Annotated in this window: 24 protein-coding genes; 5 read left to right on the top strand and 19 right to left on the bottom strand. The window is 64.2% G+C overall.

The window, feature by feature from the left end; translation table 11 throughout:
• Positions 1-30: 30 nt before the first annotated feature.
• From FJV43_RS32685 to FJV43_RS32660, 6 genes are all read right to left on the bottom strand, one after another.
• Positions 31-528, bottom strand: coding sequence for a hypothetical protein (locus tag FJV43_RS32685; protein WP_239623092.1), 498 nt, complete (start codon positions 526-528; stop codon positions 31-33).
• 92 nt (positions 529-620) lie between these two features.
• A complete protein-coding gene (locus tag FJV43_RS32680) occupies positions 621-1067 on the bottom strand; it encodes a MaoC family dehydratase (protein WP_239623091.1) in 447 nt (148 codons plus the stop codon).
• A 388-nt stretch (positions 1068-1455) separates the two neighbouring features.
• Positions 1456-1878, bottom strand: a complete 423-nt coding sequence (locus FJV43_RS32675; RefSeq protein WP_239623090.1) for a hypothetical protein — start codon at positions 1876-1878, stop codon at positions 1456-1458.
• A 12-nt stretch (positions 1879-1890) separates the two neighbouring features.
• Positions 1891-2112, bottom strand: a complete 222-nt coding sequence (locus FJV43_RS32670; RefSeq protein ID WP_007592399.1) for a hypothetical protein — start codon at positions 2110-2112, stop codon at positions 1891-1893.
• A gap of 201 nt (positions 2113-2313) precedes the next feature.
• Entirely contained in the window at positions 2314-3132 is an 819-nt protein-coding gene (locus FJV43_RS32665) for a lytic murein transglycosylase (RefSeq protein WP_239623089.1), read from the bottom strand.
• Positions 3133-3169: 37 nt separating this feature from the next.
• A complete protein-coding gene (locus FJV43_RS32660; protein ID WP_239623088.1) occupies positions 3170-5023 on the bottom strand; it encodes an NAD(P)/FAD-dependent oxidoreductase in 1854 nt (617 codons plus the stop codon).
• 179 nt (positions 5024-5202) lie between these two features.
• Here FJV43_RS32660 and FJV43_RS32655 point away from each other — a divergent pair, with 179 nt between their 5' ends.
• Both FJV43_RS32655 and FJV43_RS32650 read left to right on the top strand, forming a co-directional pair.
• The gene (locus tag FJV43_RS32655) at positions 5203-6828 is read left to right on the top strand and encodes a long-chain fatty acid--CoA ligase (protein WP_239623087.1); all 1626 of its coding nucleotides are present in this window, start codon (positions 5203-5205) and stop codon (positions 6826-6828) included.
• Positions 6829-6882: 54 nt separating this feature from the next.
• Positions 6883-8094 (top strand): acyl-CoA dehydrogenase family protein, encoded by a 1212-nt coding sequence (locus FJV43_RS32650; protein WP_239623086.1) that lies wholly within the window; start codon positions 6883-6885, stop codon positions 8092-8094.
• A gap of 273 nt (positions 8095-8367) precedes the next feature.
• On the opposite strand, the gene FJV43_RS32645 is transcribed toward FJV43_RS32650, so the two are convergent.
• From FJV43_RS32645 to FJV43_RS32625, 5 genes are all read right to left on the bottom strand, one after another.
• The gene (locus tag FJV43_RS32645) at positions 8368-9276 is read right to left on the bottom strand and encodes an amino acid ABC transporter substrate-binding protein (protein ID WP_239623085.1); all 909 of its coding nucleotides are present in this window, start codon (positions 9274-9276) and stop codon (positions 8368-8370) included.
• A gap of 137 nt (positions 9277-9413) precedes the next feature.
• Positions 9414-10847, bottom strand: a complete 1434-nt coding sequence (locus FJV43_RS32640) for an amidohydrolase family protein (RefSeq protein ID WP_239623084.1) — start codon at positions 10845-10847, stop codon at positions 9414-9416.
• Positions 10848-10863: 16 nt separating this feature from the next.
• On the bottom strand, positions 10864-11889 hold the full coding sequence (locus FJV43_RS32635) for an ABC transporter substrate-binding protein (protein WP_028179218.1): 1026 nt from the start codon (positions 11887-11889) through the stop codon (positions 10864-10866).
• Between the two features lie 38 nt (positions 11890-11927).
• Positions 11928-12704: an ABC transporter permease gene (locus FJV43_RS32630; protein WP_194387869.1), complete on the bottom strand. Its 777-nt coding sequence runs from the start codon at positions 12702-12704 to the stop codon at positions 11928-11930.
• Positions 12704-13561: an ABC transporter ATP-binding protein gene (locus FJV43_RS32625; RefSeq protein WP_239623083.1), complete on the bottom strand. Its 858-nt coding sequence runs from the start codon at positions 13559-13561 to the stop codon at positions 12704-12706. The genes FJV43_RS32630 and FJV43_RS32625 overlap by 1 nt, the downstream gene beginning before the upstream one ends.
• 190 nt (positions 13562-13751) lie before the next feature.
• On the opposite strand from FJV43_RS32625, the gene FJV43_RS32620 reads away from it, so the two are divergent.
• Complete coding sequence (locus FJV43_RS32620; protein ID WP_239623082.1) at positions 13752-14510, top strand: GntR family transcriptional regulator; 759 nt, start codon at positions 13752-13754, stop codon at positions 14508-14510.
• On the opposite strand, the gene FJV43_RS32615 is transcribed toward FJV43_RS32620, so the two are convergent.
• Complete coding sequence (locus FJV43_RS32615; RefSeq protein WP_239623081.1) at positions 14507-14923, bottom strand: nuclear transport factor 2 family protein; 417 nt, start codon at positions 14921-14923, stop codon at positions 14507-14509. The two genes, FJV43_RS32620 and FJV43_RS32615, sit on opposite strands and share 4 nt — an antisense overlap.
• Positions 14924-15073: 150 nt before the next feature.
• On the opposite strand from FJV43_RS32615, the gene FJV43_RS32610 reads away from it, so the two are divergent.
• Positions 15074-16330: an amidohydrolase family protein gene (locus tag FJV43_RS32610; protein WP_239623080.1), complete on the top strand. Its 1257-nt coding sequence runs from the start codon at positions 15074-15076 to the stop codon at positions 16328-16330.
• 80 nt (positions 16331-16410) lie between these two features.
• On the opposite strand, the gene FJV43_RS32605 is transcribed toward FJV43_RS32610, so the two are convergent.
• The 6 genes from FJV43_RS32605 to FJV43_RS32580 all read right to left on the bottom strand — a co-directional run bounded on the left by FJV43_RS32605 (position 16411) and on the right by FJV43_RS32580 (position 21360).
• Positions 16411-17334 (bottom strand): NAD(P)-dependent oxidoreductase, encoded by a 924-nt coding sequence (locus tag FJV43_RS32605; protein WP_239623079.1) that lies wholly within the window; start codon positions 17332-17334, stop codon positions 16411-16413.
• Positions 17334-18203, bottom strand: coding sequence for a hypothetical protein (locus tag FJV43_RS32600; protein ID WP_239623078.1), 870 nt, complete (start codon positions 18201-18203; stop codon positions 17334-17336). The genes FJV43_RS32605 and FJV43_RS32600 overlap by 1 nt, the downstream gene beginning before the upstream one ends.
• Before the next feature lie 84 nt (positions 18204-18287).
• Positions 18288-18971 carry a 4-carboxy-4-hydroxy-2-oxoadipate aldolase/oxaloacetate decarboxylase gene (locus tag FJV43_RS32595; RefSeq protein WP_239623077.1) on the bottom strand — a complete coding sequence of 228 codons (684 nt, stop codon included), beginning with the start codon at positions 18969-18971 and terminating at the stop codon, positions 18288-18290.
• Positions 18968-19681: a PIG-L deacetylase family protein gene (locus FJV43_RS32590; protein WP_008552603.1), complete on the bottom strand. Its 714-nt coding sequence runs from the start codon at positions 19679-19681 to the stop codon at positions 18968-18970. Before FJV43_RS32590 ends, FJV43_RS32595 begins: the two co-directional genes overlap by 4 nt.
• 51 nt (positions 19682-19732) lie before the next feature.
• Positions 19733-20617, bottom strand: coding sequence for an amidohydrolase family protein (locus FJV43_RS32585; RefSeq protein WP_239629715.1), 885 nt, complete (start codon positions 20615-20617; stop codon positions 19733-19735).
• A gap of 32 nt (positions 20618-20649) precedes the next feature.
• Positions 20650-21360 (bottom strand): TetR/AcrR family transcriptional regulator, encoded by a 711-nt coding sequence (locus FJV43_RS32580; RefSeq protein ID WP_239623076.1) that lies wholly within the window; start codon positions 21358-21360, stop codon positions 20650-20652.
• A gap of 117 nt (positions 21361-21477) precedes the next feature.
• On the opposite strand from FJV43_RS32580, the gene FJV43_RS32575 reads away from it, so the two are divergent.
• On the top strand, positions 21478-22455 hold the full coding sequence (locus tag FJV43_RS32575) for a tripartite tricarboxylate transporter substrate binding protein (protein ID WP_239623075.1): 978 nt from the start codon (positions 21478-21480) through the stop codon (positions 22453-22455).
• Positions 22456-22680: 225 nt separating this feature from the next.
• Here the strand turns inward: FJV43_RS32575 and FJV43_RS32570 are convergent, their stop codons facing one another.
• Positions 22681-23823, bottom strand: a complete 1143-nt coding sequence (locus tag FJV43_RS32570; protein WP_061877668.1) for a mechanosensitive ion channel family protein — start codon at positions 23821-23823, stop codon at positions 22681-22683.
• Positions 23824-23920 lie beyond the last annotated feature (97 nt).

Raw genomic sequence — 23920 nt, 5'->3', positions numbered from 1 at the left:
CCCCCGGCGGGACCAACAAGATCGGATCGATTATTTCCGATTCTCTTCGCAGAATTTCAGCGCCGCCAGCGCCTCGCCGGCACGCGGAATCTGCATCTCGATGCTGTCGTCGTCGTCGTCCTCGAAATCGAGCGTGAGGCGCTTGGCCTTCGCGAGCCGATCCATGATCGATTGGTCGTAAGCGAAAATGCCGCGCACGGTGGTCTTGTCCATGACCTCCCATTTGGCCTTCTTCATGATATCGGCGTCATCGGTGCCGAGGTCGGCCCGGAGGACCTCGCCGGCCTTATCCCATTCCCAACCATCGTAGATCATCACGATCACGATCGCCTGCTCGGAATAGGTGATCACGACGACGTAGTCGCGGTTCTCGTCATCCTTGTCCTTGTAGCCGCGGCTCGCATTGCAATGCGTGTCCTGCGCGCGCCTCTCGATGGTCCAGTCGCCGACTTTGGATTGTTGCGCAAGGGAGGGCCCGGCGCTCGAGATGCCTGCAAGCAATGCAGCGCCGAGACTGAATCGATTCATATCGGCCTCCAGCACGCTGCCCCTGCTGAGATGACCACCTCTGCCGGCGGCCCGCAAGGATTTCAGTCGCACGCATGGAACGCGGCTGTGCCCTACCCTCGCCGCGGCACGATCGCGATCGGAGTAAAGGTGTAAACCTCCTCGCCGTTCTGGTTGAACATGGTCCATTTCACCAGCGCTATACCCTGCGGCTTCGACTTGGACGGCGTCAGGCTCATGACCTCGCCGACCAGATGCAGCCGGTCGTCGGGGCGCACCGGCATCGTCCAGCGCAGGCCGTCGACACCGGCGCCAATCAGCGGATGCGGCCCGAACGGGCGGGTCTGGATTGCGAGGTTCATGGCGATCGCGGCGGTGTGCCATCCTGAGGCGGCAAGCCCCTTGAACAGGGTCGTCTTGGCGGCCTCGTGATCGAGGTGCATCGGCTGCGGATCGAACTCGGCGGCAAAGCGCTTGATGTCGGCCTCGGTGACCACAACTTCGGGGGACTTGAACCGCATTCCGACGGTGAGATCGTCGAACCACTCGACCTGCGCCATGATTTTGCCTCGCAGTATGATGCGCCGCCCCGAAGAGGCGGCCTGAAGGGCTTGGGCAATGACGGGATATAGCGGGCCCGCAGCGCGTTAACCAGCGCCGGGTTCCGCGCGAAACCCCTTTCCCGGTGCGACGAAACACGCCTGAAACAGATGGCCGGTTAAGTGGTTGTCAAAATAAGTACAGGGACGGCCACCATGCAATTCATCCTCGACCTGATCTACGAATACTCCTGCTGCCAAAACCTCGTCGCCCAGCCGATACGGGAGGATGAGCTATGATCGAGTTGATCTCAGCCGTGCTCGCCCTTTGCAGCATCGGCGTCTTCGCGGCGCATGCGCTGGACGCCTACCGCTCCACGCATTACTGACGGCCTCGGCGTTTCCGGCGCTAGAAGGGCCGACGGTAGAAATGCTCGGAATGCGTGGCCGGCGGAAACCGGTTGGCAAGCGCCAGCGCTCCCTTCTCGTCCGTCTCGAGCGCGATCTTCTGCGCCAGCATCACGTCGCCTGGCACCAGGAAGCCGGACGGGACGAAGCACCAACCCATCATCGCGCGCCCATCGCCGTCGATCTCGTGCACATTGGCGGCCGTGCCATAGTGGATGCGATAGGTTCTGCCGGTGTCGCAGCCGACGACGTCGAAATACCGGTGCTGTTCGAACTGCGCACGCTGCGCCGGCGACAGCCATTCGGCCAGAAGCCGGCGGCCGCGCGCGTCCGGTGTGTTCTCGCCGAAGAAGCGGCGGTAGAGTTCACGCAGCGCATGCAGACGCGCACGCGCCGGCGCGCGGAGCCAAACTGCCGCGATCATGGGCAGCTCAGATCAACCGCCGACCAGGCGGGGATAGAACAACGTTTCCTGCGCGGTCGGGTCGAACGATCGGATCCGGGTAACTTCGCCGGGTCCGGTTCGAAGAGCGGCGGTGAAGCCGGCTCCGGTCAGCTCCCGAAAGCGCCGTTCGGCTCGCGCCAGCGCTTCGGCATTGCCAGGATCAAACTCGTGGCGCGTGTCGCCAGTTTGGTCCATCACGATCTGGGTAGCCATGTTGAGTCTCCTCATGCCCAGCCCTGAACTCGATCAAAGCAAACGTCGTGCCGTCAGTTCCAGTTGGCAACAACTTTCTCGCGCCGGCGCATCACTCCTTGCTGAGCAGCCCAAAACGAGACGAGACTGTCATCGCGTTCTAGGCTCTTGTTTAAGCATGATCTTTTCGGAAAACCGCTGCACACTCCTCCGGATCATGCTTTAGCGCAAGGCCGCGGCGCCTCCGCCCTCGTCGATCTGCCGGCCCATCAGCGCGATTGCCTTCTGATAGACGCCTGCAGCATTCCAAGCCTCGATCGCGGCAAAATTCGGCTCGCCGGGCTGGTACCCGGCTCCCGCGCGCCAGCCATGGGCCTTGAGGAAATTCGCGGTCGAGTTCAGCGCATTGGCGGCAACTTCGAGGTTGCCGGTGCCATAGGCCAGAATGCTCTTGGGCATGAACTGGGTCTGACCGACCTCGCCATGCATGGAGCCGCGGGTTGATCCCGACAGCGTACCGCGGTCGATCAGCTTCAAGGCTGCATAGAGCTGGTCAGTGAAGAATTCAGGCCGGCGGCAGTCATAGGCAAGGGTCGCGATCGACGACAGCATGTTCTGATTGCCGCGCTGGCTGCCGAAGCCGGTCTCCATGCCCCAGATCGCGATCAAGGGTCCCGGCGGGACGCCATAGCGCTGCTCGATCGAGGCGAACAAGGCGGCATGCGACTGCTTGAGCTGCCGTCCCTTGGCAACGATGGTGGTGGCGCCGCGCTTGGCGAGGAACTGGTCGAGCGTCAGCGAAAAGCTGCGCTGGCCGCGGTCGGCCGCGATGGTGGCGCTGGCATAGTTCGTCTGCATCAGGGCCGAGAGTGCGGTGGGGCCGACGCCCTTGCCCTGCGCCTCCGCGCTGAATTCGCGTTTCCAGGCCTCGAAACCCGCCGGCGAGCTGCCGCATTGCGCAGCCTCAGCCGAGGAGACCAGGCAGCCGAGCAGCGTCATTGCGCCAAAAACCGCTCCCGCAACAGCCCTGCCCCTGATCATACCCAATCTCCGTCCTGTACCGCTCGGCGGCGCCATCTTAACCGGTGGAACGCGCCGACTCCATGGCCGGATCATAGGACAATTCGAGGCCTTCCAGACTGCCTTCCTTGCGCCATTTGTCGAGCAGCCGCAGGAATGCCATCGGCCCGCGCCAATATTGGCTGTTTCTTGCCGCGATCGGATCGAACACGCCTTCGTTGTTGTAGTAGCCCGGCGTGCATTCGGCGAGATAGGTCTGCCGGCCGAGTGCGGCCCTGACGATCTCGTCGACCCAGGCGTTCTCGGCGGCAAGCGTCGGCTCCAGGGCACGCGCCTTACGGTCTCGGGCCTCCTTGATGACATAGGCGATGTGCTGCGATTGTTCGTCGATAATGTGCGGAAAATTGGCGCTCTGTCCGGCCTGCACCGTGACGATCAGGAAGCAGTTCGGGAAACCGCGGCTGTAGAAGCCGTGCAGCGTCTTGACGCCGTCGCGCCACCGCTCGGACAGGCTCATGCCGTCGCGGCCATAGACCTCGAAGCCCATGCGGCGCGCGTAGTCGGTGCCGACTTCAAAGCCACTGGCATAGATCAGGCAGTCGAGCTCGTAGGCCTTGCCGTCGACGACGACGGCATACTCCGTGATGCGCTCGACGCCCTGCCCTTTGGTGTCGACGAGATGCACGTTGGGGCGATTGAAGGTATCGAGATATTCGTCGTGGAAGCACGGCCGCTTGCAGAATGCCTTGTACCAGGGCTTGAGCGCAGCCGCGGTCGCCTCGTCCTCGACCACCGCGTCGACGCGGGCGCGGATCTCCTCCATCTTGCGGTAATCGGCCTGCTCGATCACCTTCAGCGCCTCGTCCATCGAGGTCACCGGCTGGGGCTGACGGCGCGGCGCCAGCAGGATCTCGCCGAGCAGGCCGGTCCAGCCGTCCTGCACCAGATCCTGTTCGAACGGCTCGCCTGAAATCACGGCCGTAAAATTGTCCATGCGTTCGCGCTGCCAGCCCGGCTTGAGGCTCTGCGCCCAGTCCCGATCCGTCGGACGGTCGTCGCGAACGCCGATCGCAGACGGCGTGCGCTGGAAGACATAGAGCTCCTTCGCCGAACGGCCGAGATGCGGCACACATTGCACGGCGGTGGCGCCGGTGCCGATGATGCCGACGCGCTTGTCGGCGAGACCGGTCAGGCCACCGTCCGCGTTGCCACCAGTGTAGCCGTAGTCCCAGCGGCTGGTATGAAAGCTGTGGCCCTTGAACGTCTCGATGCCGGGAATGCCAGGCAGCTTCGGGCGGCTCAGCGGACCGCCGGCCAAGATGACGAAGCGCGCGCGGATGCGATCGCCCCGATCGGTCTCGACCAGCCAGCGCGCCTCCTGCTCCTGCCATGTCATCCGCGAGATGACGGTCTGAAACAGCGCGCGCTCGTAGAGCCCGAAATGACGGCCGATGCGGCGCGAATGCTCGTAGATCTCTGGCGCCCGCGCGTATTTGCGCACCGGCATGTAGCCGGTCTCTTCCAGCAGCGGCAGATAGATGTAGCTCTCGGTATCGCAGGCGGCGCCGGGATAACGATTCCAGTACCAGGTGCCGCCGAAGTCGGCGGCCTTTTCCACGATGCGAAAATCCTCGATGCCGGCATCGCGCAACCGCGCGCCACACAACAGGCCGCCGAAGCCACCACCGACGATGAGCACTTCGGTCGCTTCGCTGACGGCGGAGCGCGCAAATCCGGGATCGGCCCAGGGATCGTCGAGATAGCGGCCGAATTCGCCCGTAACCTCGACATACTGCGCCTTGCCCTCGGCGCGCAGACGACGGTCGCGCTCGTCGCGATAGCGGGCACGGAGCGCGGAAACATCGACCGTAGATGCGCCGGTTGTGCCGGTCTTGTGTCTTTCCGCTGACATTCATCTCCTCCACCGCGAACGCTGCTTCGCCGGCAGCTCACCTCACGTTAGCTCTGAAAAAGTGCCGCATGCAATCATGCTCGCTGTTTTTTGCGTGAACGCCGCGTGGCGTTCCGCTAACCTCGCGCGCAAAATCACAGGCCTGCGCCGTGCAACGACGCGGCGATCCGGAGGAGACCATGCAGGGATTGATGATGGACATGCCGCTTCTGATCAGCGGCCTGATCCAATACGCAGCCGACTATCACGGCGAAGCGGAGATCGTCGCGCGCGAGATCGAAGGCGACATCCATCGCTACACCTATGCGGACGCCCATCCCCGCATCAAGCGCATGGCGCTGGCGCTCAAGAGGCTCGGCATGAATCCCGGCGACCGCGTCGGCACGCTGGCCTGGAACACCCATCGCCATTTCGAGATGTTCTACGCCGCGCCGGGCATGGGCTACGTGCTGCACACCGTCAACCCGCGGCTGTTTCCCGAACAGCTCGTCTACATCATCAATCATGCCGAAGACCGTCTCCTGTTCATCGACCGTGCCACGCTGCCGCTCGTCGAGGCGATCGCGCCGCAGCTCAAGACGGTCGAGGCCTATGTCGTGATGTCCTCGCGCGAGCGCATGCCCGAGACGAAGCTCGCGAACGTCCATTGTTACGAAGAGCTTCTGGAGAAGGAGAACGAGGCCGGCTTCGCCTGGCCGGAATTCGACGAGAAGTCCGCCTCGACCATCTGCTACACGTCGGGCACGACCGGCAATCCCAAGGGCGTGATCTATTCGCACCGCGCCGCGATCCTGCAGACCATGACCTGCTGCAATTTCGACTTCCTGCCGGGCCATGTCGAGGGCGTGCGCGAGGTGATGATGCCGATGGCGCCCCTCTTCCACGGCAATGGCTGGAACATGCCGTTCACGGCTCCCTATACCGGCTCGAAGCTGGTGCTGCCCGGCCGCAACTACGAGCCCGACAAGCTCTATGAATTGCTCGAGGGCGAGAAGGTGACGCTCTCGGCGGGCGTGCCCAGCTTCTGGCTGATCCTGCTCGACTGGCTCGGCCGCACCGGCAACAAATTCTCCACGCTGCGCGCAACGTTGTCGTCCGGCTCGGCGCCGCCGCGCGTGATGGTCGAGAAGCTGAAGCGCGACTATGGCATCGACTATATCCAGGCCTGGGGCATGACCGAGGCCCTGGGTTGCTCGATGCCGGGTTTGCGGCCCGGCTCGGAGCACCTCAGCGAGACGGAGAAATTCGACCGACGCCGAGTCTCGGGGCGCGCCTGTTTCGGCACCGCCTTGCGCATCGTCGACGATGCCGGCAACGAGCTGCCGCGCGACGGCAAGACCGTCGGTCATCTGCGCGCCCGTGGCCCCTGGGTCGCTTCCGGCTACATGAAGCTGGAGGAGGGCCTCGATCGCGACGGCTGGCTGATCACCGGCGACATGGCGGTGATCGACGCGCAGGGTCACGTCACGTTGACCGACCGCTCAAAGGACGTGATCAAGTCCGGCGGCGAATGGATCTCGTCGATCCAGCTCGAGGACATCGCCTTGTCTCACCCCGATGTGCTGCAAGCCGCCGTGGTCGCGATCGCACACGAGAAATGGCAGGAGCGTCCCCTGCTCCTCGTCGTCCGCAAGAAGGGCGCGACCGTCGACGGCAAGACGCTGCTCGACCATATGCGCCCAAAGATCGCGAGCTGGTGGATGCCGGACGCGGTGGAATTCCTGGACGAATTCCCGATGACCGGCACCGGCAAGGTGCTGAAGTCCGCTCTGCGCGAGAAGTTCAGGGAATACCGCGTCGCGTGACGCGACGCATCATCGCGCGGAAGTAAGCGCCGCCCTCGATCCAGGAGACGAACGATGCTCTACCCGATGTCACCCAAAGTCGTGGAGCTCAAGCGCAAGCTCGAGAGCTTCATGGACCGGCACATCTATCCGAACGAGGAGCGCTTCTATCGCGAGGCCGAGGAGCTCGGGCCATGGAAGGTCTATCCCGTCGTCGAGGAGCTGAAGCCGCTGGCGCGCGCCGAGGGGCTCTGGAATCTGTTCCTGCCCGAAAGTAGTCACGGCGCCGGCCTCACCAATCTCGAATATGCCCCGCTCTGCGAGGTGATGGGCCGCTCGCATCTCGCCCCCGAAGTGTTCAATTGCTCGGCGCCCGACACCGGCAACATGGAGGTGCTGGAGCGCTACGGCACCGAGAAGGACAAGGAGCGCTGGCTGAAGCCGCTGCTCGCAGGCGAGATCCGCTCCTGCTTCGCCATGACCGAGCCGGCGGTCGCCTCGTCGGATGCGACCAACATCGAGAGCTCGATCGTGCGCGACGGCGACCATTACGTCGTCAACGGCCGCAAATGGTACACGACGAATGCGACCGACCCGCGCTGCAAGATCTGCATCTTCATGGGCAAGACCGACCCCGACAATCCCGACCGCCACAAGCAGCAATCGATGATTTTGGTGCCGATGGACACGCAAGGCATCGAGGTGAAACGTCCCCTGCCCGTGTTCGGCTTCTACGGCGTACCCGACCGCGCCTCCGAAGTCGTGTTCACCAATGTGCGCGTTCCCAAGGAGAACATGCTGCTCGGCGAGGGCCGCGGCTTCGAAATCGCGCAGGGCCGCCTCGGGCCCGGCCGCATCCATCACTGCATGCGCCTGATCGGCCTGGCCGAACGCACGCTGGAGAAAATGTGCCGCCGCGTGCGCAGCCGGGTCGCCTTCGGCAAGCCGGTCTCGGAGCAGACGGTGACGCAGGAGCGCATCGCGGAAGCCCGCATCATGATCGAGCAGGCCCGGCTGCTGACGCTGAATGCGGCCCACGCGATGGACACGGTCGGCAACAAGGTGGCGAAGGCCGAGATCGCCATGATCAAGGTTGCCGTGCCCAACATGGCCTGTCAGATCATCGACTGGGCGATCCAGGCGCACGGTGGTGGCGGCACCTCGAATGATTTCGGTTTGACCCAGGCCTATGCGACCGCGCGCTTGCTGCGACTTGCAGATGGCCCCGATGAGGTCCACCGCAACCAGATCGCGCGGCTCGAGTTGAGGAAGTATTCGAATGCCTAGCTGGGCATTGTCTGTTTCGCTAACCGGCGGCGGTGACTTTCTTCCTTCTCCCCTTGTGGGAGAAGGTGGCATAGGCGGCCTGTGGCCGCCGTTCTTGAGAACGCCGAAGCAGAGCTTCGGCTATGGCGCCGGATGAGGGGTATCCATCCGCACGCACGAATTTAGAGTTTCGCGCGCGGAGACATACCCCTCACCCGAGCTAGCTTTTGTCTACGAGCGGAGTTGCCCTCTCCCACAAGGGGAGAGGGCGCAATAATGCGCAGCGTCTCAGCCTCAGTTCACCACATAGACATCAGGGTCGGCGCTCGAACTCGGCTTCTTGAAGGCGTTGCGCAAGGCCGAAGACATCGGGACGTTGTAGTTGAGGCCGTTCGGCGGGGTCGGCGATTGCAGCCACTTCTTGTAGAGCACCTCGATCTCCGGGCTTGCATAGAGCTCCGCTGTTGCACGGTCGGCGAGCGCCTTGAATGGCGCATCCTCCCGCCGCAGCATGATGCCGTACGGCTCCGGCTTGGAGAACGCCTCCTCGCTGATCATGTAAGCTTGCGGCTCCTTCGACCGCGCAATGGCGACCGCGAGCTGCACGTCGTCGAGCGCGTAGGCCTGGGCGCGGTCAGTTTCCAGCAACAGGAAGGCCTCGGCCTGGTCCTTGGCCGGCATCACATTGATGCCGAGATTGCGCTCGGTGTTGACCTTGGCAAGCTGCGTCAGGTTGACCGATCCCGCCACCGCCGTGACCGCCTTGCCCTTGAGATCGTCGATGGCGTTGATCTTGGCGGCCTTCTTGGCCGCGAACCGCGTCGCGCTGAGGAAATGCGTGTTGGTGAAGGCGACCTGCTTCTGGCGGTCGGCGTTGTTGGTGGTCGCCGAGCAATGCAGATCGAGCGTGCCGTTGACCATCAAGGGGATCCGGTTCGACGAGGTCACGGCGAGCGTGTCGACGGCGATGTCGGGCATGCCGAGCTGCTTCTTCACGGCCTCGACGATCTTGAGGCAGATGTCCATGGCAAAGCCGACCGGCTTCTGGTTGCCGTCCAGATAGCTGAACGGGACCGAGGCCTCCTGGTAGCCCATCGTGATCTTCTTGCTCTCCTTCACCTTCTGGAGCGTGCCCGTGAGGTCCTCGGCTGACGCTGCGCCCGCAAGATATGTCAGGGCCAGAATAAGGGTGGGTAGACGCATCGGCTGCTCCTGGATGGGTCATCGACCGGGGTCGAGACGAGATAGCGGAGGTGATAACCCGCACAGGCAGCGCCCACCAGACGGGACAGCGACTACCAGCTATCGCGCTTTTCGATCCTGCCCGAACGGGAGGCGCTTCACTGACATGTCAGCTGCTGTTCGAACCAGCCGTTCAAGCGCTCCGACAGGGGTGGCCAGATCCGCTGGAAGCTCGCGAGCTTGCCCGCGCCGGTCCGATACAGCGCCCGCAATTCCTGCTCGATGGCCGGCAGATCAACGCCGGAACAGACCCCGTCCCTCACGATCGTCTTGCCGGCGACGACGACCTCCTTCACGAGGGACGCATTGCCGCGCGCGAACAGCAGCGCCATGGGGTCGACCGGCATGATCCGGTCGCGGTCGAGCCGGTCGAGATCGATCACGACGTAGTCGGCGGGATTTCCGATACCGAGCTCGCCGCTCCCGGGCGCGCCGGTGGTGCGGCGCCCGTTGCGGATGGCGAGCGAGAACATCTCGGCCGGCGTCCACGTCTGCCTGAAGCCGAGGCCGCCATGGGCCATCTGCACCAGCCGCATCTCGCGCAGGATGTCGTCGTCCTCGTCCAGCGCCAGCCCGTCGACGCCGACAGCGATGGCGCAGCCGCATTCGTGCGCGGCGGCAATCGGAGCGAGCCCCGAGCGCAGATGCATGTTCGAGCTGAAATTGGTGACGATGCGCGTACCGGAGGCCGCGATCATCTCCAGCTCGTCCGGGCGGGCGTGGATGCAGTGCGCCAGCGTCAGCCGCTCGGAGAGGAAGCCAACGTCGCGAAGCCAGCGCACCATGTCGGGAAAATTCTGATCGGCCCAGGCACGCTGGTACACGGTCTCCAGCAGATGCATGTGGATCCGGCGGCCGGTCCGCGCCGAACTCTCCGCCACTGCTTCCAGCAGCGGCTTCGAGCACCATTGCACGCCCGCAGGCCCGAGCTGCACGTCCACCATCGGACCGGCGATGGCCGCGGCCATGGCGTCCGTGAGTTCAATATACGCCTTTGGCGACATCGGCGCGCGGACGAACAGCTCCTCGACGGTCTTGCGATCAGGGCCGGAGAGACCCGAGAGCACAGGCTCGGCATCACCGTAGACGATCGGATTCTGGTCACGCACGGCCATCGCAAACGCGATGCGGATGCCGACGTCGGACGCAGCCTTCGCGATGGCCTTCGCCTCGTCGACCAGGGGCATCGTCCCGCTCGGGCGCGTGTAGTGCACCATCATCGCCGCGCAGCCGGCCCTTGCGGAACGCGCCAATGCGGAGGCCGCGGTCAGATAGGGATCGACAGGCGTGCCCAGCGCGGTGCGCAGGATCCAGCTTTCCAGGGGCATGCCGACCGCGCCGAAGGACGATGCGGTGGCACGGGCGTGGTCATGGGCGTTGACGAAGGCCGGGATGACGAAGGAACGTGGCCCCGGCCCCGCTCCTTCCGCGATATCGGTGATGACGCCGCCATCGTGCCGCAGCACGACATTGTCGCTGACACCGAGGTCAGGGCCGCGGAACAGGCTCGTTGCCGAAATCTCCGTGGCCATCGCCGTCGCTCCGGGATCAGTTGGCCGTATACACCAGCTCCCGCTCCGCGCGCGGCGGCAGGAACTCTCGCGAGAACACCTCCGCCGGCGTCGGCGTCCGGGCGAGCTGATAGCCCTCGACCACGATGCCGATGGCGCGTGCCATGCGGTCATCCTTGATGTCGCCGATGCCGATCTCTTTCATCTCCGGCGAGACGATCAGCTTCTCGAAGGAATATTGCAGCCGGCGCTTCTCGACGTCGGCGTTGATGAGGTTGTCGTAGTTCGTGGCCGCCTTCATGCCGGCATTCTGGTCCTTGGCGACCGCGATCGCGCCCTTGTTGATGGCGCGGACCAGGCCCGCGACGGCCTTCGGGTTCGAGGCGATCAGCTTGCGCGAGACCATCACGCCATTCGAATAGAGATCGAGGCCGTACTCACCGAACGAGAACCATTTGAAATCCTTGTCCGGATCCTGGCGGTTCAGCACCAGGTTGAAATAGCTGGTGATGTTGAAGACGAGGGCCGCATCGATGTCGCCCTTGATCAGCATCGGCTCCTGCAGGTTCGGCGCCATGTTGGAGATCTTGATCTTCTCGCCGTCGAGACCGTTCTTGCGCGTGAACACCGGCAGGAGGCGCGTCGTCGGCGTGCCCTGCGCGCCGCCGAGTGTGTGGCCTTCGAAATCCTTGATGGTGTTGATGCCGCTGGTCTTCTTGGCGACGATCGCGAACGGCGGCTGATTCCACATCATGTAGACCATGACGGGCGCCTCCTGCGGCTTGCTCGAGGCATTCTGGATAATGGCATTGACGTCGCCGAAGCCCGCGTCATAGGCGCCAGACATCACGCGCGTGACGGTGGCGCCGGAGCCCTCGCCCTGGTCGATGATGACGTTGAGGCCTTCTTCCTTGAAGAAGCCGTTGTCCTTGGCATAGAAGAACGCCGCGTCGCTGCCCTGGGTCTTCCAGCCCAGCGTGAACTTGATCGTGGTTTCTTCCGCCGTGGCGGCTCCTGCGGACAGCGCCAATCCCACCAGCGCCGCACTTAACTTCCTCAACATCGAGACCTCCTCAGCTTCGTTGCGTACGGTTCAAGAATTCAGGTTGCGATTACGTCGTTCTTGCGCGTCGCCCAGCCGGTGACCCGCCCCTCGATCAGCGAGAACACGACATAGAGTGCGACGCCGAGCCCGGCGAGCACGAACAGGCCGGCGAACACCAGCGGCACGTTGAAATTGGAGGACGCGGTCATCATGACGTTGCCGATGCCGCGGTTGGAGGCGACGGTCTCCGACAGCACCGCGCCGACGAAAGCGTATGAGATCGCAACCTTCAGCGAGGCGAAGAAGAAGGGCATGGTCCTGGGCAGGCCGACATTCCAGAGGATGTCGAGCTTGCTGGCGCCGAGCGCCTTCAACACGTCTTCGAGCTCGGGCTCGGTGGTCGCAAGGCCCGTGGCGATATTCACGACGATCGGGAAGAAGCAGATCGACAGCGCAGTCAGCACCGCCGGCACCGTGCCGGAACCGAACCACAGCACGAAGATCGGCACCACCGCGACCTTGGGGATGGAGGAGAAGCCGATCAACAGCGGATAGCAGGTGTCATAGGCCGTCTTCGAGACGCCGATGATCGCGCCGAGGGCGACGCCGAGCGCGACACCGAGGACGAAGCCGAACATGGTGGTCGCCAGCGTCTGCACGATGTGCGGCCACAGCACCGGGAAGCGTTGGTACAACGTCAAGAACACCTGCGAGGGTCGCGGCAGCACGAGATCCGACATGCCGGTCATCAGGCAGAACAGCTCCCAGGCGACGAAGAACAACACGATCAGCCCCGCCGACCACGCTTTCTGCCTGATATCGATCCCGAACATCAGCCTGTCCCCTGCTCAGCCGCGCTGCGCGCATCCTCGATGAAGGTCCGCAGCTTCTGGTTCAGCGCGACGAATTCCGGCTCGAAGGTCATGGCGACGGTGCGCGGCCGGGCGAATTCGACACGGCTGTCGTCGAGGATGCGGCCGGGACGCGCGCTCATCACGCAGATGCGGCTGGCGAGAAAGCCGGCCTCGCGCAGATCGTGGGTGACCAGCAGCACAGTCGGCTTGTGCGTCATCCAGAGGTTCTGCAGGATCGCCCATAGCTCTTCGCGGGTGAACTGGTCGAGCGCGCCGAACGGCTCATCCAGCAGCAGCATGCGCGGTTCGTGGATCAAGGCGCGGCAGAGATTGGCGCGCTGGAGCATGCCGCCGGAGAGCTGCCAGGGGTAACGACTGCCAAAACCCTTGAGGCCGACCTGCTCCAGCAGCGCGTTGGCCTTGTCGCGGAATTCGGTCTTGCGCAGCTTCCGGAAATTCGAGCGGAACGGCTCGACGATCTTCAGCGGCAACATGATGTTCCGCTCGATGGTCATCCACGGCAGCATGGTCGGATTCTGGAAGGCCATGCCGACCCGCATTGCGCGCGCCGCGACTTCGCGGCCGCCCACGATGACGACGCCGCTGGTCGGCTGCACGAGGCCGCTGACGAGACGCAGAATGGTCGATTTGCCGCATCCTGATGGGCCAACCAGTGCGACAAACTCGCCGTCGGCGATCTTCAAGGTGGTCTTCGACAGGGCGGGCACGGCGCGGTCGCCGCGCCCGAAGGTCACGGAGGCCTCGGACAGCTCGATGGCCGTGGCGCCTTCGGGAACGGGCTGGCCGTCAAACTGGGCGTTGGGTTGCATGCGCATCACAGCCAAAGTGCATGCAAGCTGGGTGCCAGTCCGCGCCCCCCGCAAATTCAATGATTTGCCAAATCCCCGCGGCGGCCGGTCGGATTCGATTTAGGCAATCTCGACATCAAACTGCATGCAATTGGAGCGCCGGATCACTGCAGGACTGTGCTAAAGAGAGGCTTCGACCCATCCCAAGGATTCGCCGATGGCGGCGCGCCCCAGCAGCAAGACTTCTGAATCGTCGGACAAGGTCAGCGTGATCTGCCGCGCGCTCAGGCGCGCGATCATCGAGCAGGCGCTGGAGCCCGGCGCAAAGCTGCCGGAGGATGCGCTCGGCGAGCGTTTCGGCGTCAGCCGCACCATTGCCCGCCACGCGCTTGGGCAACTCGCCGCGGAGGGCCTCGTCGAGCTGCGCCGCAACCGGATCGCGGTGGTGGCAACGCCGAGCTGGCAGGAGGCGCGCGACGCCTTCGACATCCGCATCGAGCTCGAACGGCTCGTCGTGCGCCAGCTCGCGGGCAAGCTGACTAAGGCGCAGATCGCCGAGCTGAACGCCCATGTCGACGCCGAGGATCGCGCGCGCGGCGGCACGGATGCGGTCTCGATCCGGCTCGCCACCGAATTCCACATCCTGCTCGCACACATGACGAACAGCCCGATCCTGGTGCGCTATGTGAGCGAGGTCGCCTATCGCTGCTGCCTGACGCTGTCGCTCTACAGCCGGCCCCATTCCAGCGAATGTGCCATCAACGAGCACCGCGCCATCATCGCCGCGCTCGCCAGGGGCGACGAGGTCAAGGTGATGGAATTGATGCATCATCACCTGGATTCCGTGGCCAGTCGTGCATTGGTGGCCCCTGCTCCGCAGCGCGGCCGCGACCTCCTCGATATCCTCGCGCCCTACGCCGACGAGGTGACGAGCGATCGCGTCGTCAAGCTGACGAAAATCGCACGAAGGGGCTAAGCCTCGATGCCGCGCTGAACGAGGATGCGCTCCGCGCTGTCGTTCCACACGTCCATCTTCACGATCTGGCCGCCCCGGACGACGAAGCGATCGACATAGCGATTGCCCTCGAATGGCGTGCCGTCCATCCACTCGCCGTAGAGCGTGCCGACGCTGTAGACCACAGTCTCGTCCGCACCGGGGCAGACATCAAAGCGGTCCATCTTCTTCTTCACCCAGCGATAGCGCCTGGCGTTGAAGCCGGTCGGCCCGCGCGGATGATCGAACTCGCGCCCGCCGGTGAACGTAATCACGGTGCCCGGCTTCATATAGGCCGCCGCGGCATCGGGATCGGGGATCATCGACGCCGTGAGATAGGCTTCGACGATCTCGGCGTCGGTCATCGGACGTTCGGCTTTTGCGGGGACGGACATGGCGGGGGCTCTCCAGGTGGGAGATATCTTACGATCCGTGGGCCAAAGTGCATGCATATTTTTTAGACAATGGAGCGGCATAAGTGCACACAATCTGGAGCTGCCTGCTCCTCCAGCTTCGGCTAGGTTGCCGAAGCTGAATCCGACGCCATGGCCACCGAAACCGCCTTCGACCTGATCTTCCGCAACGCGCTGTTGCGCTCATCCGCCGCACCCGTCGATATCGGCGTGAAGGGCGGCCGCATCGCCGCGATCGAGCCGAAGCTGACCTGCGAAGGGCTTGGCTGCGAGGCCGTCGAGGTGGAGGTCGGTGGCCGCCTCGCCCTGCCCGGCTTCGTCGATACCCACATCCATCTCGACAAGGCCTGCCTGCTCGGCCGCTGCGGGCACGATCACGGCAGCGTCTCGGAAGCAATCCGTGCCGTCGCCGGGATGAAGAAGGATTTCACCGTCGAGGACGTCTACGCGCGCGGCGCAAGAGTGCTCGAACGCGCCATCGTGCATGGCACCACGCGCATGCGCACGCATGTCGAGATCGATCCGCGCATCGGCTTGCGCGGCTTCGAGGCGATCAAGTCGCTCAAGCGCGACTACGCCTGGGCGGTCGATCTCGAACTCTGTGTCTTTCCGCAGGAGGGCCTGACCAACGATCCCGGAGCCGAGGAACTGCTGATCCAGGCGCTGCGCAACGGCGGCGAGGCCATCGGCGGCTGTCCCTATATGGACACCGACCCGAACGCGCATCTCGCGCGCATCTTCGATCTAGCTGAGGAATTCGACGTCGACGTCGACCTTCATCTCGATTTCGATCTCGACCCCTCCTGGTGGCACCTCGATGAGGTCTGCCGTCAGACCGAGCGGCGAAACTACGGGGGACGCGTGGCGATCGGCCACGCTACGAAGCTGTCGGCTTTGCCGCCGGAGCCGCTCAAAGCCGCCACCGCGCAACTGGCAAGAGCCGGCGTTGCCGTCACCGTGCTGCCCGCGACCGATCTCTATCTGATGGGCCGCGAAGCCACCCACAACGCGCCGCGCGGACTGACACTCGCCCACAAGCTTGCGGGCGACGGCATCGTGTGCTCGGTCGCAACCAACAACGTGCTCAATCCCTTCACGCCGTTCGGCGACGCCTCGCTGCTGCGGATGGCAAATTTCTACGCCAATGTCGCACACGCCTCGGTGAGCGATTTCGACACCTGCCTCGATCTGGTGACCGAGCTGTCGGCCCGGCTGATGAACCTTGGCGATTACGGTATCAAGGTCGGCAATCCCGCCGACCTCATCGTGCTCGATACGCAAGACAGCCGCTTCGCTATCGCCGAGTTGCCCGATGTCCTGATGGGTTTCAAGGATGGCCGGCAGACATTTGCGCGGCAGCGGCCCACCCTGTTCACTCCCAGGAGCTGAGAGCGGTCCGCTCATGTCCCGGACATCTTGCGAAGGTGCACGCGGAGAGTTTTCAGACCAGCGGCGCGGTCTTGAGCTGATTACGTGGTGCGCTTGATCTTCGCGAGGATCCGGTCGGCCTCGGTCCGCCAATCCGCGCTGCGGGCGAAGTCCTCCGTGCCCCTGGGGCCGAACAGCCCTTCATCTGCGAGATCAGCCACCCAGGCCTGCCGTTCGGCCGTGCCTTGCGCGGACCATGGCGTCAAACCCGCCTCGCGCACGGTTTCAGCGACCTCGCGCACCTCCTCGGCGCGGCGACGGCCGTGCTCGATCACGCGCTGGAAGCAATAGGCGCCCTGTTTCTCCCAATTGATGTCCGGGAACGTCTCCGCGAGCGAGGCCAGCACCGCGTCCTCGACACCATAGGCGCGGGCGGTGGTGAAGCTTTCGATGACCATGGCCTCCAGGCCCTTGATCATGATGCTGCGGCACATCTTCACCGCAGAGGATACGCCGAGCTTGTCGCTCGCAACCTTCGCGGCAAAGCCGATCGCGTTCAGCAGCGGCTCCAGCTCCCTCGCACCGGGCCCGCCGAGCAGCAGTGGCACCTTGATGCGATAGGGCGGCACCGAGGTCATCACGGCACCCTCGACATAGCGCCCGGCAGCGCCGTCGATCAGGGCGGCGGCGCGCTGCTTGGCACCCGGCGATGCCGAATTGAAATCGAGAAACCAGGTGCCCTGATTGATCGCCGCCGCGCAGGCCTTTGCGACCGGAACGGCCTGGCTGGCGGTGACCGCGGAGACGATGAAATCGCATTTCGCGGTCAGCTCGGCGTGAGACGCTGCGAGCACCACGCCGAACCTCGCCGCATGCTCCTCCAGCGGTGCAGCCTGCTCGCCACCGAGCTTGATGTCATAAGCGGAGACCCTGATGTCCTGCTGACGCAAATCCTCGGCCAGAATCCTGCCGACCTCGCCATAGCCGACCAGTCCGATCTGCCAGCGCCTGGGATCACCTGCCATCAGTTCAATCCTCGTATTGTCTCGTCGAAGAGTTCCTCGACCGCATAGCGGCGCGGAATCAGCGCCTGCTGGAATGCATAGTCGATGATCAGCTCGAGCGGCTTCCTGTTCGCTTCGATCCCGAACGGAACGAGATCGGGCGTTGCCGCAGGCCCTGCCTGCTCCTTGCTCTGCTTGAGCAGATCATAAACGCCCGCGACCACGTCGGGCCGCGATCCGGCAAGTTGCTTGGTCACGACCACGAGATGGTTGACCGGCACGACGCCGCGACGGGCGTACCATTTGGCGGCCTCGGCGGCGGGATCAGGGAATAGCGGCTTCAGCTTGGGATTGTCGGAGGTCTCGCCGAGCACGGCATCGAGCTCGCTGTCGATCAGCATCTGGAGAATCTTCTTGTCCTTCGGCGCGCGCTCGGCGGTGTCGACATATTCGGCCACGTGCGGATCCTCGAAGGTCACCCAGTGGATCCTGTCGAGATTGACGCCGTAGTCGTTGGCGAGGATACCCCTGATCCAGGCGCCCGTCGTGGTCGTGAAGGAGCGGATACCGACACGCTTGCCTTCGAGATCGGTCGGCCCCAACGTTCCCCGGGCGCGATTGTAGAGCGCGTAGGCATGCTGGAAGCGTCCGAGCATGGTCGCCGGCAGCAGCACCAGCGGCTTGCCGTGCGCTTTCGCCATCAGGTAGGTGACGATCGCCATCTCGCAGACGTCGAAGGCCTGCTCGCGCACCATCGGCTTGAACGCCGTGTTGGTCGGCGTGTACGTGATGAAGTCGAGATCGAAGAGATCAGAGCGGAGCTCGCCGCTCTTCACCGCCCGGACATGAGGGTGGCTGCCGAGAACGGTTTTCAGCTTGAGACGATCCATCCGCCCGCTCCGCTTCTCTAGAGCATGATCCGGAAAAGTGTGCAGCGGTTTTCCGGAAAGATCATGCTCAAACAATATTGCCGCTCAGACGTCCTCGGGATTGTCGACATACACCAGTCCGGCCTTCGTCAGCGCCTCGCGCATGCCGTACATGTCGAGACCGAGCTCGCCGGAGGCAAGCCGCTTGCGCTTGCCGCCCTCGTCCGCGTTGCGCTTCTTCGCCTTCTCGGCGACCTCCGCGGCGTAGCGTTTCGGCACCACCACCACGCCGTCGTCATCGGCCACGACGATGTCGCCGGGATCGACATTGACGCCGGCGCAGACCACGGGAACGTTGACCGAGCCGAGCGTGGCCTTGACCGTGCCCTTGGCTGAGACCGCGCGTGACCACACCGGAAAGCGCATCTCGTGCAGCGCTTTGACGTCGCGGCATCCGGCGTCGATGATCAATCCCTGGACGCCGCGCGCCTGCAGCGACGTCGCAAGCAGCTCGCCGAACATCCCGTCGGTGTTGTCGGTGGTGCAGCCGACGACGAGGACGTCGCCCTTCCTGCACTGCTCGACCGCGACATGGATCATCCAGTTGTCGCCGGGCTGCGCCAGCACCGTGACCGCCGGTCCGGCGATCGCCGCGCCCGGCCAGACCGGACGCAGATACGGCTTCATCAAACCGATGCGGCCATAGGCCTCGTGCACGGTTGAGACACCGTATTCTGCCATCCCGGCGGGATCGGCGCGCTTGATGTTGCGAACGACGACCGGCTTCATGCCAATTCCTCGGCCACGGTCGGAAACAGGCGCTGATAGGCCTCGCCATAGGTCATGGGCACGCCGGTGTTGCGGCTGCCCTGGATGCCGCGGTTGAGCGCAACGCGCTCGTAGTAGCCCCAGAGATGCTTTTGCGCGGCCAGAATCTGGAACGCCTCGTACTTCTCCTTCCAGACCTCGTCGATCTTGAGGAGGAGGTCCGGCTTGTAGTTGCATTGCTCCGGCTGGTGCGGCTCGAACAGAAACACCGGCGGCGCGGAGTATTTGTACTGCGCGCCGGGCTTATGGCCCATCGCCTGCGCGACCACGCGCGTCTCCTGCGCGAAATGCGCCGCATTCGGATGGTCGAAATTATAGGGATCTTCCAGCGCGTGCGTCAGCACGAAGCTCGGATTGAGCTCGCGGTAGATGTCGACCATGCGGTCGAAATGCGCCTCGGTGAGCTTCAGCGGATAATCACCGCAGTCGAAGAACTCGATCTCGGCACCCAGCAGCTTTGCCGCCCGCTCCGCCTCGTCCTTGCGGCCGGCCTTGACCGATTCAAGCGTCGCGCCTTTCTCCTTCCAGGCGAACTGGCTCTCGCCGCGCTCGCCGAACGACAGGCAGACGATCTTCATGCGATAGCCCTTTTTCGCATGCAGCGCGATGGCGCCGCCGGCGCGCCAGACGAAATCGCCGGGATGGGCGGTGATCACGAGACCTGTTTTCATGGGACGAACTCCCTTCTTTCGTTTGTAGGCATCATATTGATCGCGGCCCCTTCATTGATCGAAGCCAAACAGGCGCGCGGGATTGTCGACCAGAATCTTCTGCTGAAACTCCGGCTCCGGCGCGAACAGCGGGATCAGATCGACGAGGTCGCCATCATTCGGCATCACCTTGACGTTTGGATGCGGCCAGTCCGTTCCCCAGATGACGCGATCCGGCGCGGTCTCGACGATCTTTCGCGCGAACGGCACCGCATCCGTGAACGGCGGACCGGCCGAGGACACCCGCTCCGAGCCGCAGATCTTGACCCAGCACTTCTCATCGCGCTGCATCAGCTCGATCAGGATCCTGAACGGCAGCTGATCGAGCCCGTCGGCAGCCTTCACCCGCCCCATATGGTCGATGGTGTAGGTCAGCGGCAGCTTTGTCAGCATGTCGGCGTATTCCGGCAGGTCGATCGCATCGAAGTGCAGATCGATGTGCCAGCCGAGCGGCGAGACCATCGCGACGATGCGATCGAACACACGTCTGTCGGGCACGCCGCCGAGATGGCGAACGAAATTGAAGCGGCAGCCGCGGAAGCCGCCGTCATGCAGCACGCGGAGCCCGCGTTCGGTGATGGTGTCGTCGATATTGGCGACGGCACGGTAGGCGCCGCCGCTCTGCGCGATGGCATCCAGCGCGACCGTGTTGTCAGTGCCGTGCACGCTGGCATTGACGATGACGGCGCGCTCGACGCCGAGCTTGGCGTGCAGCGCGCGAAAATCCTCCAGCGGCGCGTCAGGCGGCGTGTAGGAGCGATCCGGCGCGTACGGATATTTCGCGCCGGGCCCGAAGATGTGGCAATGCGCATCGCAGGACAGCTTCGGCAGCTTGAACTTCGGCGTGCGCGTGTTTGGATCGGGCGGCGGAATGGTCGGCGTGTACATCATCGTCATCAGGTGAACCGGCCGAAGCGAGACCGCTTGTTTCAAGGCTTGCTGCTGATGACCGGCCGCCGCCGCGCCGGCGCGGCTTGATCGAGCGCGGGTGCCTGGAATGCGGCGACCGTGGCCTGCACCAATTGCTCGATGGCCCCTGCGGCATCGCTGCCGTCGGCCTCGCCGCGCGACAAGCGCGAAACGCGCTCCGGCGTCACCAGCGAATAATAGAGCGCACCGAGCAGAAAGTGGCTGCGCCAGACGATGTCCGTACGCGGAATATGCGGCAGGCTCTCGTGGATCGCATCGATGAAGGCGTGGCTGGTGTCGTCGAAGGTCTGCGCGATGATTTTTCGCGCGACCTCGTTGCCCTCCGCCGACATCACCGCGCGAAGCCGCGTGAAGCGCGCCCCGCCGCCCGCGAGATCGCTGCCGGAGGTGAAGGCCGGCACCACATAAGCGCGCACGATCGCCTCCAGTCGGTCCTGGAGATCGCGCACACGCCTGGCAGCGGCAAGCAGCTCGGAACGGCGCAGGTTCATCGGCCCGCAATGGCGCCGGTAGATCTCCAGCAGCAACCCGTCCTTGGTTCTGAAATGATATGTCACACTCCCGGGATTGGCCCCGGCGGCATGCGCGATATCTCGCACCGACACGGCATTGAAGCCGTTGGTGGCGAACAGCTCCTCGGCCGCGGCGAGGATCGCCTCGCGCATGTTCGGCTTGCGGGCTGTTTCCCTGCTGGTGGGCTTGCGTATCATGTGATTTGTACTATCGTACAAAAGATCAGGTCTCGTCAACAAAAACGATGGTAGGGTTCAGTCGGCGTGGAAAGAGCGCCGCTGGAACGCGAACGCCGCCTATGGAGTGCTGGGAATATGTTGGATTTGAACAGGAAGATCGGCCGCCTGCTGCTGGGCGCCACATTGCTGCTGGCAGCGGGCGCAGCTCAAGCCGACAACTATCCGAGCAAGCCGGTCCACATCCTGGTGCCCTATGCAGCGGGTGGAGCAGTCGACGTGCTCGCGCGCACGTTGGGCCAGGCGCTGGCGAAGACCTGGGGGCAGCAGCCCGTGATCGACAATCGTCCCGGCGCGGGCGGCATCGTCGCCTCGCAAACGCTGACCAAGTCCGCACCTGACGGTTACACGCTGATCCTGGTCGCGAGCGGCCATCCGCTCAACCAGTTCATCTATCCAAGCGTCCCTTACGACACATTCAAGGATTTCACCGCGATCACCGAAGTCGCTTCGTCCCCGCTCGCGATCGTGGTGGCCAAGGACAGCCCTTACAGGACGCTCGGCGATCTCCTTGCCGCCGCCAAGAAGGAGCCGGACAAGCTCTCCTACGGCATGTCCGGTAACGGCACCTCGGCGCATCTTGCGGGCGAGTTGCTGAAATACATGTCCGGCACCAAGATCGTCGCGATCCCCTACAAGGGCGGCGCACCGGCGCTGACAGCCGTGATCGCCGGCGAGATCCCGCTCAGCATCAATCCGCTTGCCGAAGCGATCGGCCAGCTCGAGGGCGGCCCGGTGCGCGCGCTGGCGGTGACCTCCGCCGAACGCTCGAAGGCGCTGCCGGATGTTCCGACCATCGCCGAGGCCGGCGTGCCCGGCTACGACGTCTCGGTCTGGTGGGGCGTTCTTGGACCGGCAAACATGCCGCCGGAGATCGTGTCCAAGCTCGAAGCCGATCTGAAGGCCGCGCTGCAGGATTCCGGCGTGCTATCGACGCTCAGCAAGATCGGCGCAGCGCCGGTCGGCTCCTCCGCAAAGGAGTTCGACGCCTACATGCACGCCGAGGCGACCAAATGGGAGCCGGTGCTGAAGGCCGCCAACATCCGCGCGCAGTAAAGCGCCCTCCAGGTGCATCGCGCACCGCACTGCTTGCATCCGCGGTCATTGCTTCGCTGACGGCGCCCGCCCGCGCCGACGGCGAAGCAAGGCTACTGGCGCCGGACAGCAAGCCGCTTCGCCAAGGCAGGACGCGCAAGGCAGAACGCGAATGGGTCGCATTCGCTGTCGGCGCACGGATCGGCCAGCCGACGCAGCCGTGGTCGGCGCCGGCTGATCGCGGAGTCAATTGCGCCCGCCTGCCCGCATCTTCTCCGGCGGCGTGACGCGCCGCACGAAATCAGCATCATCGTCGCCAGACGGGATCAGGATCGCGCGTTCGCGCGGCAGCGCCTCCGGCATCTCGTCGCGGATGAAGGCCACGAGCTTCTCCCTGATCTCGCAACGGAGGTCCCAGGACTGCGGTGCATTCCTGGCGCTGACCAGCGCCCGAAGCTCGATGGTGCGCGCATCGGCATCGATCACCTGGAGATTGACCACCTCGCCGTCCCACAGCTTTGACTGCTTTACCGCCTGCTCCAGCCAGCTCCTGATGCGTTGGACGTCGGCACGATAGTCGACATGGAGCGCGATCACGCCGATGAGGGATGCGGTGTCGCGCGTCCAGTTCTGGAACGGCTTTTCGATGAAATAGGACAGCGGCACCACCATGCGACGCCAGTCCCACAGCCGGATCACGACATAGGTCGAGGCGATGTCCTCGACCCAGCCCCATTCGTTCTCGATGATCACGGCGTCCTCGATGCGGATCGGCTGGGTGATCGCGATCTGCAGGCCCGCGATTAGATTGCTCAGCAGCGGGCGCGCGGCGAGACCGACGATGATACCGGCCGCGCCGGCGGAGGCGAACAGGCTGACGCCGTATTGCCGGACCGAATCGAACGTCATCAGCGCGGCAGAGATCGTGATGACGACGATGATGGTGTCGGTGACGCGCTTGAACACGCGCACTTGCGTGACGTGCTTGCGTGCGACGAAATTCTCGGTGACATCGCGAAAGTTCTGGAGATAGCGCGCAGCACTCATGTCGACGATCCGGATCGAGATCCAGCCGATCAGCGCGATGAAGGCCACGACGAACAGCCGCATCAGCGGCGTGCGGATCGCGTCGTCCAGCGGCGCGAGCGGCAGCACCAGCGCGACGGCGGCGAGACAGAGAGCGAGTTGGGCGGGGCCCGCGGTCCGATCGATGAACACGCTCAGAAGGGGAAAGCGGGTGCCGAATGCGCGGCCAAGCAGCCATATGGCGACCCGATAGACCAACAAGGCGAGCAGGATCGCGGCGGCAACGAGGCTGAGGCCAATGAACCATGAGGGTATCCAGCCGAACATCCCGTCGATGTCGGCCATGAGGGCCTGCCAATTCATTGCCGTCCCCGTCATTGCATGCGCACCAGCGCGCTCAACGCGCTCCGGCCGGCTTGGCTCCCCCCGTTCAGTGCAACGCAGCATTCCGCTGATGCAA

It is taken from the genome of Bradyrhizobium sp. I71, from assembly GCF_022354745.1.
Taxonomy (GTDB): domain Bacteria; phylum Pseudomonadota; class Alphaproteobacteria; order Rhizobiales; family Xanthobacteraceae; genus Bradyrhizobium; species Bradyrhizobium liaoningense.
This window is presented reverse-complemented; position numbering and strand designations above follow the sequence as displayed.